Genomic DNA, 13,422 nt, shown 5'->3' with positions numbered 1-13,422 from the left:
AATGCTATTTTATAGTTTATAAATCATATGCTAAGTTTATAAAATTTGATTATCTGGTTTTATAATGATAAAAAAATAAGTAGTAGTAGGCATATGTTTTAACAAAATAAAGATACAAGGTTGAATTTTAGTTTAGAAAAAAGAAATATTTAAGTAATTATAAATATAAAATATTTTTATTATTTAGCGTAAAGTTATAGTACTATATTTATAGCAACAAAAGAAGGTTCGAAGAAATAAATCTTCGAATAAATTATTTTCTAAGTTCTCTGATCTTAGCAGCTTTACCACGTAAACCACGTAGATAAAACAACTTAGCTCTTCTAACGCGACCTCTTCTAAGAACAGCTATATCCTCTATGCTTTCGCTATATATAGGGAAAATTCTCTCAACGCCAACACTATTAGCACCGATCTTTCTTATAATGAAAGTCTCACCTGTTCCACTTCCACGTCTAGCTATACAAACACCTTCAAAATTTTGTATCCTAGTTTTATCACCCTCTTTTATGCGGATAGCCACACGAAGTGTATCCCCTGCACGAAATTCAGGCACATTCTTAGCTGCAATCTGAGCATTTTCAAATGCATCAATGTATTTATTTCTCATGTTTTTCCTTAATATGTGGCTTAATTTTTCGGTATAAATCAGGTCGAAAAAACCTTGTTTTACAACTGGCCATTTGGTTTTTCAAAGCTCGGATTTTATCATGATTTCCCTTTAAAAACTCTGAAACAACACCTAAATTTAAAAAAATATTTGGTTTTGTAAAAGATGGGGCTTCTAATAAATTTTGTTCAAAACTCTCAATACACAAACTTTCAGGATTGCCAAGCACACCATCTACATTTCTAGATATGGCATCACACAAACACAAAGCCCCAAGTTCGCCGCCTGTTAATACAAAATCTCCTATACTAAAAACTTCATCAGCCCAAAGCTCAACTACGCGCTCATCAATACCCTCATATCTTCCGCAAACAAAGCAAATGTGAGGCTTTTTAGATAATCTTTTTGCATCATTTTGTGTAAATTTTTTACCCACCGGAGTTAAAAAAACAAAGTGTGTTTGAGTATTTTTTTGTTTCACTGAAAGCAAAGTATCGTTTAATGGCTGACAAGACATCAATAATCCTGCACCACCGCCAACCATATATTCATCTACTTTATTGTGTATATCTTTTGTGTAATCTCTTGGATTTACAAAATCTAAATCAATGAAATTTGATTTTACTGCACGATGTAAAATAGAATCATTAAAATATGGCTTAATAATGCTTTCAAAAAGAGTTACAAATGTAAATTTCATGAATTTTCAAGTATTGCTCTTGAGTTTTTAACATAAATAGTTTTTTGTGATAAATCAACATTTAAGATAAAATTATCAATATATGGGATAAAAAATGTCTTAGGAAGTCCAGCATCTACTAAAATTTTATCCGTTCTAACTTCAAGAAGTCTATCCTTGGAAATATCTTGTATATCCACAACAACACCTAGCTCTTCATCATCTTCAACTACAGCAAGTGATAAGATATCAAAATAAAAAAACTCATCTTTTTTAAGTTTACATGTCTTTCTTGTGAGCTCTTTTGTTGTGTAAAGAATTTTATTTGTAAGTTCTTTTGCTAGTTCTATATCTTCAAAACCAAAAAACAGCGCACTAGAATTTATTTTATTAAAATCTTTTAAAATAAATTCTTTGCCATCTTTATCAAAAAATTTTGCATTTTTTTTAAACTGTTCAGGAAAGTCGCTCTTGTTATAAAGCTTTACATAGCCTTTTAGCCCGACACTTCTTCCAAGTGTAGCGACTTCTAAAAAATCATTCTCCAAGTGCTTTTACCGTTATTCTATAACTTGTTGGATCTTTTGCCTTACAACCTATTATAACGGTTTTTATAGCATTTATCATCCTACCATCTTTGCCGATAAGTTTACCAGTATCAACCTTATCTGCATGAACTATAATCTCGCAAAAATCATTATCGAGATTTTTTTTCTCAACGGTTATCTTATCAGGATAATCCGCTATAAGTTTAGCGTATTCGTATAAAAAATTTTCAACCATATTTGATCTGATTATTTTTTGGTTATTTGCGCAACTCTATCGCTAAGTTTAGCGCCTACGCTTTTCCAATAAGCAAGTCTTTCTTCGTTTATATTAATAACTTCAGGCTCAACCATAGGGTTATAATAACCTATGCTCTCTATCCAACCACTATCACGTCTTTTTCTACTATCTGTCACAACTACACGGTAAAATGGTCTTTTCTTTCTTCCCATTCTAGTTAGTCTTACAACTGTTGCCATACTTTATCTCCTTTTAAAATTTTTATAAATAAGGTTTAAATTTACATATCTAAAAGATACATAAATTTAAGCCTTAAACAGGTCTTTTTAGATTAGCTTGGGCTAGCATATTTGCAAGTCCTTTTGCACCACCCTTGCCTGAAAATTTCTTAGCTAGTTTAGATGCATTTTCAAACTGTTTTAAAAAGCGATTTACTTCCATCTGAGAAAGTCCAGAACCAGCAGCCAAACGCCTTTTTCTGCTATTATTTAACAAATCAGGATTTTCTCTCTCTTTTTTTGTCATTGAGTTTATCATAGCTCTTATATGCAGTATCTCTTTTGAGTTTTCAAGATCTATGTCTTTTATCTGGTTTGCCATATTTGACATTCCAGGTATCATACCTAAAAGTGATTTCATAGAGCCTAGTTTTTTTACACTTTCCATTTGATCTAAAAAGTCATTGAAGTTAAACTGACCTTTTTTAATCTTCTGGCTTAATCTCTTTGCCTCTTTTTCATCTATAATCGTGCTAGTTTTCTCAACAAGTGTAGCTAAATCGCCCTCACCCATAATCCTACTTACGATTCTATCTGGGATAAAGCTTTCTAAGTCAGATACTTTTTCACCAACACCAACAAATCTTAGTGGAATTTGAAGCTGTTTTGCAACACTTATAGCAACACCGCCCTTAGAATCAGAGTCAAATTTAGATAATATAACGCCGCTAATATTTAAAATTTCATTAAATTTAGATGCTGATCTTACACCATCTTGACCACTCATAGCATCAGCAACATAAAAAATTTCATGTGGATTTACTATGTTTTTTATATCTTGAAGTTCTTGCATTAGCTTTTCATCTATAGCCAAACGACCAGCGGTATCAACTAATAAAACATCATAAAGACCACTTTTAGCCTTAGATAAAGCCTCTTTGGCTACTTTTACTGGATCTGTTTCGTTTTCTATATAAAAAAGGTCTATCTCGTTTGTTTCACAAAGCTGGCGAAGCTGTTCAACTGCTGCTAGTCTTTGTAAGTCACAAGCAGCTATCAAAACTCTTTTTTTTCTAAGTTTTAGATAACTTGCTAACTTAACAGTGGTAGTTGTCTTACCCGAACCTTGAAGACCAGCCATCAAAACTGTGGTAGGAGCAACACTAGCATAAACAAAGCCTTGATTGCCTGGTGCTGTTAAAACTGTTGTTAGGTTTGATTTAATAGCATCTAAAAATTGTTTTTGACCTATAGAACCTTGTTTCATATCGTTTTCTATAGATACCAATAAATCTTTTGTAACTTTATGGTGAACATCTGCTTTTAATAGTGCTTTTTTTAGAACATCCATGGCATTTTTTAATGCCTTTTCGTCATCAACAAAACGAACTTTACTTAGGGCTAATCTAAAAGATTCACTTATTTGTTCAAACACTAGTTACATTCCTTAAAAAATTAAATTTAATATACAAAGGGCATATTTTACAAAATCTTTTCTTTATCACTCTTTAAATTTCATATTTTTTTGAAATTTCAAAACCAAGGGTATTAAACTCACTAGGCAAAAATGATTTAAATTTGTATTTTAGTATCTCAATACTATAAGCATGTAAAAACATTCTATTTGCTCTATTTTTACCATATTTTTCATCTCCTACAATAGGGGCATTTAAACTCGCTAAATGCACTCTTATCTGATGTGTTCTGCCAGTATCTATCTCAACCTTTAAAAGAGTTTTTTTACCAACAACCATAAGAGGAGAAACTCTACTAATGGCTTCTTTACCATCTTTTGATATCTTTGATATAGCACCGCCCTTACCTTTTATGGTAAGTATTGGCTCATTTACTAAAACATCTTCGCTAAATATACCTTTTACAGCTGCCACATATTTCTTTTTAACTCGCATATTTTTAAACTCATTAATGGCGATTTTGGCAAATTCTTCGTTTTTAACTAGTAGTAAAACACCGCTTGTCTCTTTATCGAGCCTATGTAAAAGTGGCGTTTTATACATTTCGCTTATCTTTTCACTTGTAATAAATGCTGGTTTATCTATGGCTATCAGATTTTCATCTTCAAATATTTTTTTTGGTTCTTGCAATTTTTGAACTGTAAATTTTGTATTTATATTTAACATAGCTCTTGCTATGGCAAGTTTTTGACCTTTTGCAAAAACAAGTCCGCTATCTATAAGCTCTTTTGCTTCATTGTTTGAAATTCCCTCTTGTAAAGCTAGTAGCTTATACGCCTTTTCTTGATTCATATTGTATCCTTGATATCTTGTATTATTTCGTTTATATCCGCTTTATTTATGATAGAGCATTGTTTTAAATTTTTATTTAAAAGTTCATTTATTTGCAAATAATCAGCAAAATAAACATCGTTTAACATTGAAAATAGAGCTTTTTGATTAAAAATATACTTACCACTTATAAGAACATTTTTAAATTGGGCTACTTCTATTGGGTTGTGTCCACCTATATCAGGCAAAAAACTTCCACAAAGAACAACTATGTCACTTATAGCATATAAATTCACCAGCTCTCCAAGAGTGTCTATCACAACAACTTGGGCATTTATATCATTATTTTCACTAAATTTTTTAAACTCATAGCCATAATTATCACACCACTTACTGGCAAGAGACACAACCTCATCAAATCTTTCTGGATGTCTTGGCACGATAAGAAGTTTATCTGATTTTGATAATTTAAATTCTTTTAGCAATAATTCTTCTTCACCTTTATGTGTACTAGCAAAAATTATCGTTCGCTCTTTTGGTTTTTGATAATTTTTGTTTGGCTTTGAGACATTTGCTGATTTTATATTTCCGCAAATTTTTATATTTTTTGCTCCAAGTTGTTCCAGTCTTTTTTTGTCTATATCACTTTGAGCATAAACGACATCAATATAGCTAAAAATCTTTTTATAAAAAAAACTAAATTTCAAATACCTACGATAACTTCTATCTGAAATTCTTGCATTGATAAGCATGATTTTTGTTTTATAAATCTTAGCAACAAAGACAAGCATAAGCCAAAGCTCTGCTTCAAATATAACTAAAACCTTGCTTGGCTTTAACCAAAAAGGCAAAAAAATTTCAAATGGTAGAAAACTTGTATTTTTACAAATTTTACTAGCCTCATCAAATCCTGTTTTTGTTATTGTGGTTATAGCTTTATTATCAAAAAGATTTAAAATTGGCTTTAAAGCAATTATCTCACCAAAAGAACAAGCATGAAAATGAACATTAGATGATTTTAACCTTGGATTTTTAAAAAGAAAAAATCTAGCCGGTAATGAATGTCTATATTTTTTTTTGATTGTTAAAAAAAGTAAAGGTATAGCTCCGATAAACCAAGCTATCAGAGCCAAAAAATAATAAATCGCTATCAAATGCTATTCTGTTTCTTTGTATAAAATTCTTCCACAATGAGGACAAGTGATTATATCTTCTGCCTTAATTACAGATGAAAAAGTTTTATCATTTATCTGCATAAAACATCCATAACAAGCCTGTTTTCTAACAGGAACAACAGCTGTATTTCCAGCCCATTTTCTAATTTTTTCATAAAATGTAATGATTTTTTGATTCATTTGAGAAATTAGTTTATTTTTCTGAGCATATATCTCTTCACGCTCTTTTTCTATACTTTCAAGCTCTGAACTAATCTCTTTTTCTATCTCATTAAGCTTTGTTTGAAGCTCAGCTTTTTTGTCTTCGCACTCTTGTTTTTCTTCTAATTTAGCTGCTGAAATTTTTTCAAGTCTCGCTATCTCTTCGTTAGCTGCCTCTAGTTGTTCCTTTGCTATCTCTTCTTCAAGACCAAGCGCTTTTACCTCTTTTTCAGTTTTAGCCGCCGAACTCTTTTTTGAAACATCTTTTATCTTATTTGAAAATTCAGCTATATGGGCATTTGTTTTTGATTTTTGAGTTTTTAATTCAACCAAATCACTATCTATCTTTTCTATCTTTTCGTTTAACTCTTCAAATTCTTGTCTTGTAGCTCTTAAAACCTTTTCAACATCTTCAACTCTAAGACCAAAACTATCTATATCTTTATCAAATTTTGAAAGCTTAACTAACTGCTCTAAATATTTATTCATATAATTCCTTTATTAACAATACACAAATGGGTTTTTTGAATTAGTGATTATAACTTTTATTTTAATATTTTGCAAATATTTCATCAAAGAAGCACCAAAATATCGCTCACTTTCATAGTGATTTATGTCTATTAAATTTATGCCATTTTCCTTAGCTTCAAGTGCTTGATGGTATTTTATATCTCCTGTTAAAAAAACATCTGCTTTAACCATAGACAACAAATCCATTCCGCTTCCAGTACAAATTGCTATATTTTTTATATCTTGTTTAACAAAAGTTGTTTTTATTTGCTCTACATCAAGCTTTTGCTTTACGAAATTTACAAGCTCACTAAATTTAAAATCAACATCACAATATATCAAAAAATCATCTTTTTTTACTATATCAAAACCCAAGATATCTTTTGCAAAGTATTCATTCAAAACAAATTTGTCATAATTTGTATGCATACTAATCAGAGTAATATTTTTTGTTATCATTTTTGCAATGATACCGCTTGGATATGTATCCAAGCTAATATTTTTTAGTCCCCTAAAAATCAAAGGATGATGAGTAATAATCAAAGAATTTGGCAAAACTTCATCTATAAGCTCGCTATCTAAATCCAAGCTTAAATAAATTCTTTCAAACTCACTTTGCATATTTCCTATCAATACACCGCTATTATCCCATTTTTCTTGGGATTCAAAGGGTGCAATTTGATTTAAAATATCATAAATTTCTTTTATTTTCATTTTTCTTCTTGAGATTTTAAATATGTCAAAGCACAACTTTTTGCAAGTTCACGAATTTTTAAAATATAATCTTGTCGCTGCGTTACACTTATAGCGCCTCTTGCATCAAGAACATTAAAAGTATGTGCCGCAAGCATACAATAATCATAAGCAGGAAGAGCTATCTCTGCATCAAGCGCACGTTTGCATTCATTGAAAGCATTGTCAAATTGAGTAAAAAGCATATTTACATCAGCAACTTCGAAATTATATTTGCTCCATTCATACTCGCCTTGCTTGTGAACATCTCCATAAGTTACTAGATTGTTTTTATCATCCCAAACTATATCATATACATTGTCTTTGTTTTGCAAATACATAGCCAAACGCTCAAGACCATATGTTATCTCTCCACTAACAAGCTCGCAAGCTATGCCGCCAACTTGTTGAAAATATGTAAATTGAGTAACCTCCATACCATCAAGCCATACTTCCCAACCAAGACCCCAAGCACCAAGAGTAGGACTCTCCCAATTATCCTCCACAAAGCGGATATCGTGTTTTTTAAGATCAAGTCCTAGTCTTTCTAAGCTTTTTAAATATAGCTCTTGTATGTTTTCAGGGCTTGGCTTTATCAAAACTTGAAATTGATAATAAGCTCCCAAACGATTTGGATTTTCACCATATCTACCATCTGTTGGACGGCGAGATGGAGCCACATATGCGGCTGCCCATGGTTTTTTACCAAGGCTTCTTAAAAAAGTAGCCTGATGATAAGTCCCAGCACCAGCGGGCATATCGTAAGGCTGAAGTATCACACAACCATTTTCTTGCCAATAGCTTTGTAAGCTTAAAATAATCTCTGAAAAAGTTATCATTTGTTACCTTTATTTTATCAATATATTAGAAATTCAAATATTTAAATCTCAAAAAATCTTTATAGTAAAATCATAGCGTATAACTTGATTTTACTAATAAATATGCAAATTAGAAAAATCTATATTATTTTAGTTTTCCTTAAAATTATCAACAGCTTTATTCCACATCAATTTATATTTTCTTTTTAAAAATTCAACCTCATCTTGAGAAATTTTAAGTTGAGTGGTTAATGTCTGTATACTTTTTCTATCTTCATCATAAAGTTCTTGCATAGAAAAAAGAGCTTCTTTTAAAAATTTATTTTCATTTTTTAATGTTTCTAAGGTTTCATCTTTTGCATCCAAAACTTTTTCATGCAGATTTAATATAGTTCCTATTGTCTTTTCAACAAAGCTCTCTCCCGGTAAAGCTTGCATATTTTGAGTCAAATTTGCATTTGAAGATGGAACAATACTCATAGTCCCTTGACTAGCTTCTATATATATTTCATCTCCATCTTTGCGAGTATTAAGAACACCTCTTTGTATCATCTCATCTATAACTTCACGGTTTAGATGAACTAATTTGCAAAACTCATCTATTTTTAAAAATGTCTGCATTTTGCCTCCTTAAAGTATAACCTCGACTTTAGCAGAATCTTGTTTTAAAGCCTCTTTTTTTGACTCTCTATCATCTTTTAGTTTTTTTGCTAAATCTTCATCATTTAAAGCTAAAATTTGCATAGCTAAATATACTGAGTTTATAATACCTGCTTTGCCTATAGCAAGTGTTGCTACTGGCATACCGCTTGGCATTTGAACAGTAGAGTAAAGAGCATCAACACCATTTAGAGCACTAGCATCCATAGGAACACCTATGACTGGTTTTGTAGTATTTGCAGCAACAGCACCAGCAAGATGGGCAGCCATTCCAGCAGCAGCTATAAATACCTGAACTCCTTTTTCCTCAGCTTGTTTGATGTACTCTTGAGTTCTTTCAGGGCTTCTATGTGCTGAAGTAATTATAAGTTCGTATTTAATCCCAAACTTATCAAACATTCTAGTCGCTTCACTAACTATATCATAATCACTCTTGCTACCCATCATTATAGATACAAATTTCATTAAAATTCCTTTCTTAAAAAGACAAAATTTGGCAGTTGTGATGGTAATTTTATCTCGTTTTCATTACCACTATGAATTTCAGTCATAAACTTACCCTTTTTAGTCATAAGTTGCTTAAAATTAATCCAATATTTTCCATCTTTTTTGTAAATTTTGCCAATCTCATTATCACACTCTAAAATATCAGTACCAAGTGGAGCAACTATCTCATAATCTTCATTTAAAATCATCTTAAATTTGCATTTTAGGTATTGGCCATCAACGCTAATAGCATGAACTTGATGTGTGCCTTCTTCAAGACTACTAAAATGATTTTGTGTATCTGTTCTCTCATAAGGTCTATGAACCAAATAGCCATCTGTAAAACCACGATTTTTAAGAGTATTTAATTCATAAGAGTATTTTCGAGAATCAAAATTCAAACCCAAAGAGTCATCAACCGCCATTCTATAAGCTCTTGTGGCACAGGCTACATAATACTCACTCTTTGTTCTTCCTTCAATTTTCAAACTATCAATAACGCCTGATTTTATAATGTCATCAATATGTGCTGAAAGATTTAAATCTTTTGAATTCATGATATGAGTTCCACCCTCATTATCCTCTTCTAACCTAAACAAAGTTCCACTATCTGGATTTTTAGCATATAATTCATATTTAAATCTACAATCATTAGCACAACTTCCACGGTTTGACATCCTACCACTTTGAATAGAGCTAACTAAACATCTACCAGAATATGCAAAACACATAGAACCATGAATAAAAATTTCTATCTCTAAACTAGGAATTTGTTCTTTAATTTTTATAACATCTTTTAGGTTCATCTCTCTAGCGACAACTATCCTACTAGCGCCCATTTGATGGTAAATTTTTGCATCAAGATAGTTCATAACATTTGCTTGAGTGCTTAAATGAACCTCTATATCAGGAGCTATCTCTTTTGCTAAAGACATAACACCTGGCGTTGCTATTATAAAAGCATCGGGTTTAAACTCAGATATGGTTTGTATATGTCTTTTTAAAGGTTCTATCTGACCATTAAAAGGAAAAGCATTTACAGTCGCGTAAAATTTTTTTCCTCTTGCATGTGTGTAGTCTATAGCCTCTTTAAAACTCTGAAGATCAAACTCTCGCGCAGAACGAGTTCTTAGTGAAAAACTAGCAACACTGGCATAAACAGCGTCAGCACCATATTCAAGTGCTATTTTTAACTTTGTTGAATTTCCAGCAGGACTTAAAAGCTCAGGTCTTTTCACTATTTACTGCCCAAACTTTCTATTAATGCCTCTATATCGTCATTGCTAACTAGATTTTCTGTAGTTGTATCTCCTGAAATATGAACAGCAGAACCAACCCTTTTTTCATCATCTATCTTACCTTCAAATAAACTATTCATATATTTACTTAATGCTCGCATTACATTTATAACACGTTCTATTTTTTGACGATGAATATCTTGATATTGCATCATATCCATAGCCATCATAATCTCATCTTGTCCCATTTGAAGATTGCCTATAATATCATCTAAATTTGATTTTAAAGAGTTGTTTTTTTCAAGAGCTTCTTTAAATGTTGATACATTTGGAAACTTCTCACTTAAAGTACTAAAAAGCTGTATATTTTCATCTATACCTGATTTTAGTGAAGTACAACCGCCTTCCGCATCCATACAAAAATTATTGATAGTTTCAAGTTTATCAAACATCTCAGTAGCTTTTGCTTCACTATCTCTTGTAACATCATCAAGCTGATGAACCATCTTATGATCTTCTGTTGGTGGTGGTGGTGGCCAAGCAGATTCGGCACTAACTCTATACCCATCATATTCATCTAGTTTTTCTAATTTTTCCTTAGAAGATGAATCTGGTTTTGATTCAACTACTTCGCTTTTATCATCTTTTGTTGATTCTTCGGATGGCTCCACACTAATCTGTTCCGTATCATCAAGACCTCCTGCCATCAATGCATCAAGTTCTTCTTGGGTCATAAAAACTCCTAATTTAGTCTAAAGTAATGTGATTATACTATCACTTGTTTTAAAGCTAACTTTAAATAAAAATAAATATTTAAATTTTGATATAATATCATAATTCATGTCAAAAAATTAATTATTCTAATTTACAAAAATCTTTTGAATTTAAAACTTATACAAATATTAAAGAAAAATATTAAAATTATAGATATATTTTATTGCTTTTTAAAGTAGGTATATTTTTTATATAAGTTTTATCTTATATGGTAAAAATTTATGGTAGAATAAAAAAATAAACGAAAGTTAATATAGGAGAGATAAATGGGAAAAATTGTAAAAGACGTAGATCATTTTTTTGATTTTTGTAAAGAAAATGAAGTTAAATTTGTTGATTTTAGATTTACTGATATAAATGGAACTTGGCATCATATGTCATACAATGCAAAATCCATTACAAAAGATATGTTTTTCAAGGGTGTTCCATTTGATGCTAGTTCTTTTTCTGGTTGGCAACCAATACATCAATCAGACATGATGCTAATGCCAGAAGCAACCAGTGCATTTTTAGATCCATTTACTGCCGATATAACTATAGTTGTTTTTTGTGATATATATGATATATACAAAGGGCAAATGTATGAAAAATGCCCTCGCTCGATAGCAAAAAAAGCAATGGCTCATCTAAAAGAAAGTGGACTTGGCGATATTGCTTATTTTGGCCCTGAAAATGAATTTTTCGTATTTGACAATGTAAAGATAATTGATAAAACAAATTGCGCTATGTATGAGGTTGATACAGAAGAAGGCGAATGGAATGACGATAAAGATTTCTCAGATAGTTATAATACAGGACATCGCCCAAGAAAAAAAGGCGGATACTTTCCTTGCCAACCAGTAGATAGTATGGTTGATCTAAGGGCTGAAATGGTTCAGGTTTTAGAACAAGTTGGACTTGAAACTTTTGCAGTTCACCACGAAGTAGCACAAGGACAGGGCGAAATAGGTGTTAAGTTTGGAACATTGGTAGAGGCTGCTGATAATGTTCAAATTTATAAATACGTAGTAAAAATGGTAGCTCATCTAAATGGCAAAACAGCAACATTTATGCCAAAACCACTTTATGGAGATAATGGTAGCGGAATGCACGTTCATCAGTCAATTTGGAAAGATGGAAAAAATCTATTCTACAAAGAGGGAGAATATGCAAATTTAAGTGATTTTGCAAGACATTATATAGGCGGTGTTTTAAAACATGCTAGAAGTGTTGCTGCTTTTACAAACCCTAGCACAAACTCTTATAAAAGACTAATTCCTGGCTTTGAAGCACCTTCGATCTTAACTTATTCTAGTCAAAATCGTTCAGCCTCTGTAAGAATTCCTTATGGTTCTGGAGAAAACTCAGTAAGAGCTGAAATGCGTTTTCCAGATAGTACAGCTTGCCCTTATCTAGCATTTACAGCTATGCTTATGGCTGGGATTGATGGTGTTAAAAACAAAATAGAGCCTGTTGGACCGATGGATGAAAACTTATTTACACTAACTCTAGATGAAATCCGTCAAAAAGGAATAGAACAACTTCCACATACATTAAGGGGTAGCTTGGAAGCTTTAATTCGTTGCAATGATTATTTAAAACCAGTAATGACAGATAGTTTTATAGACGCATTCCAACACTTAAAATTTGAAACTCAAGTTTGGCCTTATGAAGCAAGACCAACTGCTTATGAGTTTAAAACTTGCTACTCATGCTAAAATAAATAAGAAGTGTAGATAAAATAAGCCTACACTTCTTCATAATACTTATTTAAACAAGGAACTGTTTTTGCTTGTTGCCTAAAAAAAGGCAACTCCATGAAAGTGCAAAACAATATTTTAAACATATCAGACAATAAAAGTCCTATAAAAAGTTCAAAAGAAAACTTTAATCATATTTTAAATAATATCAAACCAGAAATACAAGCCAATAGTGATAAAAATTTTATAAAAATGAGTGTTGATGATTTTCGCAAATCATTAGTAAAATATGGCGCATCTGGCTTTATGATAAAAATGCAAACGGATTGGATAGATGCAAAAATAGAAGAAAAACGAGCTGAGCTAGAGTTAAATTTAGGACTGCACGATAGTTCAAAAACGGATAAAGAAAAATCAGAAATTGCACAAATAATAGAAAACATACTAAAAGATTATAAGCAAGAGTTAATAAAGAAAATAAAACAAAAAGTAGAACAAGAGAAAATACAATCAAAAAGCCAAATTCAAAAAAATAGTTTAACTATGCTACTAAAAAAGATACAAAATACATAAAATTTAATAACAAGCTAAGTAATCCTTAGCTTGTTGC

General features: G+C 31.3%; 17 protein-coding genes. 2 read left to right on the top strand and 15 right to left on the bottom strand.

Features of this window, described 5'->3' with window-relative positions; translation table 11 throughout:
• Positions 1-253 precede the first annotated feature (253 nt).
• The 15 genes from rplS to CPIN18021_RS02920 form a co-directional block, all read right to left on the bottom strand.
• The gene (gene rplS / locus CPIN18021_RS02990; RefSeq protein WP_078423091.1) at positions 254-610 is read right to left on the bottom strand and encodes a 50S ribosomal protein L19; all 357 of its coding nucleotides are present in this window, start codon (positions 608-610) and stop codon (positions 254-256) included.
• Positions 600-1,310: a tRNA (guanosine(37)-N1)-methyltransferase TrmD gene (trmD, locus tag CPIN18021_RS02985; RefSeq protein ID WP_078424373.1), complete on the bottom strand. Its 711-nt coding sequence runs from the start codon at positions 1,308-1,310 to the stop codon at positions 600-602. The genes rplS and trmD overlap by 11 nt, the downstream gene beginning before the upstream one ends.
• Positions 1,307-1,837: a ribosome maturation factor RimM gene (gene rimM, locus CPIN18021_RS02980; protein WP_069632938.1), complete on the bottom strand. Its 531-nt coding sequence runs from the start codon at positions 1,835-1,837 to the stop codon at positions 1,307-1,309. The genes trmD and rimM overlap by 4 nt, the downstream gene beginning before the upstream one ends.
• Positions 1,827-2,072, bottom strand: coding sequence for a KH domain-containing protein (locus CPIN18021_RS02975; RefSeq protein ID WP_078423089.1), 246 nt, complete (start codon positions 2,070-2,072; stop codon positions 1,827-1,829). Before CPIN18021_RS02975 ends, rimM begins: the two co-directional genes overlap by 11 nt.
• An 11-nt stretch (positions 2,073-2,083) precedes the next feature.
• Positions 2,084-2,314 (bottom strand): 30S ribosomal protein S16, encoded by a 231-nt coding sequence (gene rpsP / locus CPIN18021_RS02970; RefSeq protein WP_069632936.1) that lies wholly within the window; start codon positions 2,312-2,314, stop codon positions 2,084-2,086.
• Positions 2,315-2,387: 73 nt separating this feature from the next.
• On the bottom strand, positions 2,388-3,728 hold the full coding sequence (gene ffh, locus CPIN18021_RS02965) for a signal recognition particle protein (protein ID WP_078424372.1): 1,341 nt from the start codon (positions 3,726-3,728) through the stop codon (positions 2,388-2,390).
• Positions 3,729-3,801: 73 nt separating this feature from the next.
• Positions 3,802-4,560, bottom strand: a complete 759-nt coding sequence (locus tag CPIN18021_RS02960; RefSeq protein WP_078424371.1) for an RluA family pseudouridine synthase — start codon at positions 4,558-4,560, stop codon at positions 3,802-3,804.
• On the bottom strand, positions 4,557-5,693 hold the full coding sequence (gene waaA / locus CPIN18021_RS02955; RefSeq protein WP_078424370.1) for a lipid IV(A) 3-deoxy-D-manno-octulosonic acid transferase: 1,137 nt from the start codon (positions 5,691-5,693) through the stop codon (positions 4,557-4,559). Before waaA ends, CPIN18021_RS02960 begins: the two co-directional genes overlap by 4 nt.
• A 3-nt stretch (positions 5,694-5,696) precedes the next feature.
• The gene (locus CPIN18021_RS02950) at positions 5,697-6,404 is read right to left on the bottom strand and encodes a zinc ribbon domain-containing protein (protein ID WP_078423085.1); all 708 of its coding nucleotides are present in this window, start codon (positions 6,402-6,404) and stop codon (positions 5,697-5,699) included.
• Positions 6,405-6,416: 12 nt separating this feature from the next.
• A complete protein-coding gene (locus CPIN18021_RS02945) occupies positions 6,417-7,139 on the bottom strand; it encodes a Nif3-like dinuclear metal center hexameric protein (protein WP_078424369.1) in 723 nt (240 codons plus the stop codon).
• Complete coding sequence (glyQ, locus tag CPIN18021_RS02940; RefSeq protein ID WP_078424029.1) at positions 7,136-7,993, bottom strand: glycine--tRNA ligase subunit alpha; 858 nt, start codon at positions 7,991-7,993, stop codon at positions 7,136-7,138. The genes CPIN18021_RS02945 and glyQ overlap by 4 nt, the downstream gene beginning before the upstream one ends.
• 132 nt (positions 7,994-8,125) lie before the next feature.
• Positions 8,126-8,596, bottom strand: a complete 471-nt coding sequence (locus CPIN18021_RS02935) for a DUF3972 domain-containing protein (RefSeq protein WP_078423083.1) — start codon at positions 8,594-8,596, stop codon at positions 8,126-8,128.
• A gap of 9 nt (positions 8,597-8,605) precedes the next feature.
• Complete coding sequence (purE, locus tag CPIN18021_RS02930; RefSeq protein WP_078424368.1) at positions 8,606-9,100, bottom strand: 5-(carboxyamino)imidazole ribonucleotide mutase; 495 nt, start codon at positions 9,098-9,100, stop codon at positions 8,606-8,608.
• On the bottom strand, positions 9,100-10,359 hold the full coding sequence (locus CPIN18021_RS02925; RefSeq protein ID WP_078423081.1) for a peptidase U32 family protein: 1,260 nt from the start codon (positions 10,357-10,359) through the stop codon (positions 9,100-9,102). Before CPIN18021_RS02925 ends, purE begins: the two co-directional genes overlap by 1 nt.
• Positions 10,359-11,093, bottom strand: a complete 735-nt coding sequence (locus tag CPIN18021_RS02920; protein WP_078424367.1) for a chemotaxis protein — start codon at positions 11,091-11,093, stop codon at positions 10,359-10,361. The genes CPIN18021_RS02925 and CPIN18021_RS02920 overlap by 1 nt, the downstream gene beginning before the upstream one ends.
• Positions 11,094-11,399: 306 nt before the next feature.
• On the opposite strand from CPIN18021_RS02920, the gene glnA reads away from it, so the two are divergent.
• Together glnA and CPIN18021_RS02910 are read left to right on the top strand one after the other, a co-directional pair.
• The gene (gene glnA / locus CPIN18021_RS02915; protein ID WP_078424366.1) at positions 11,400-12,830 is read left to right on the top strand and encodes a type I glutamate--ammonia ligase; all 1,431 of its coding nucleotides are present in this window, start codon (positions 11,400-11,402) and stop codon (positions 12,828-12,830) included.
• 99 nt (positions 12,831-12,929) lie between these two features.
• Positions 12,930-13,385, top strand: a complete 456-nt coding sequence (locus CPIN18021_RS02910; protein ID WP_078423078.1) for a hypothetical protein — start codon at positions 12,930-12,932, stop codon at positions 13,383-13,385.
• Positions 13,386-13,422 lie beyond the last annotated feature (37 nt).

This window comes from Campylobacter pinnipediorum subsp. caledonicus (assembly GCF_002022005.1).
Classification (GTDB): domain Bacteria; phylum Campylobacterota; class Campylobacteria; order Campylobacterales; family Campylobacteraceae; genus Campylobacter_A; species Campylobacter_A caledonicus.
The sequence above is the reverse complement of the archived record's forward strand: the minus strand, read 5'-3'. Positions and strand labels throughout refer to the sequence as shown.

Bases quoted from the DNA above. Each gene is read 5' to 3' on its own strand.
- rplS (WP_078423091.1), bottom strand. From the start codon at position 610: ATGAGAAATAAATACATTGATGCATTTGAAAATGCTCAGATTGCAGCT.
- CPIN18021_RS02910 (WP_078423078.1), top strand. From the start codon at position 12,930: ATGAAAGTGCAAAACAATATTTTAAACATATCAGACAATAAAAGTCCT.
- purE (WP_078424368.1), bottom strand. From the start codon at position 9,100: ATGAAATTTGTATCTATAATGATGGGTAGCAAGAGTGATTATGATATA.
- CPIN18021_RS02975 (WP_078423089.1), bottom strand. From the start codon at position 2,072: ATGGTTGAAAATTTTTTATACGAATACGCTAAACTTATAGCGGATTAT.
- CPIN18021_RS02945 (WP_078424369.1), bottom strand. From the start codon at position 7,139: ATGAAAATAAAAGAAATTTATGATATTTTAAATCAAATTGCACCCTTT.
- trmD (WP_078424373.1), bottom strand. From the start codon at position 1,310: ATGAAATTTACATTTGTAACTCTTTTTGAAAGCATTATTAAGCCATAT.
- glnA (WP_078424366.1), top strand. From the start codon at position 11,400: ATGGGAAAAATTGTAAAAGACGTAGATCATTTTTTTGATTTTTGTAAA.
- CPIN18021_RS02950 (WP_078423085.1), bottom strand. From the start codon at position 6,404: ATGAATAAATATTTAGAGCAGTTAGTTAAGCTTTCAAAATTTGATAAA.
- rpsP (WP_069632936.1), bottom strand. From the start codon at position 2,314: ATGGCAACAGTTGTAAGACTAACTAGAATGGGAAGAAAGAAAAGACCA.
- CPIN18021_RS02960 (WP_078424371.1), bottom strand. From the start codon at position 4,560: ATGAATCAAGAAAAGGCGTATAAGCTACTAGCTTTACAAGAGGGAATT.
- CPIN18021_RS02935 (WP_078423083.1), bottom strand. From the start codon at position 8,596: ATGCAGACATTTTTAAAAATAGATGAGTTTTGCAAATTAGTTCATCTA.
- CPIN18021_RS02920 (WP_078424367.1), bottom strand. From the start codon at position 11,093: ATGACCCAAGAAGAACTTGATGCATTGATGGCAGGAGGTCTTGATGAT.